General features: G+C 43.9%; 2 rRNA genes. Both read left to right on the forward strand.

The annotated features are described in order from the left end of the window. A 16S ribosomal RNA gene (locus tag AC0C66_RS21580) occupies positions 1 to 52 on the forward strand; the annotation flags it as partial. Positions 53 to 221: 169 nt separating this feature from the next. Beyond that, positions 222 to 330, forward strand: a 23S ribosomal RNA gene (locus tag AC0C66_RS21585); the annotation flags it as partial.

The following is a 330-nucleotide window of genomic DNA, read 5'->3' on the forward strand; positions in this document are numbered from 1 at the left end:
GAAGTCGTAACAAGGTAGCCGTATCGGAAGGTGCGGCTGGATCACCTCCTTTCTAAGGATATTTACGGAATATAAGACCTTGGGTCTTATAAACAGAACGTTCCCTGTCTTGTTTAGTTTTGAAGGATCATTCCTTCGAAACGTGTTCTTTGAAAACTAGATAACAGTAGACATCACATTCAATTAGTAAGACAAGATATCACATAGTGATTCTTTTTAACGGTTAAGTTAGAAAGGGCGCACGGTGGATGCCTTGGCACTAGGAGCCGATGAAGGACGGGACGAACACCGATATGCTTCGGGGAGCTGTAAGCAAGCTTTGATCCGGAG

This window comes from Bacillus sp. VA13, assembly GCF_055710085.1.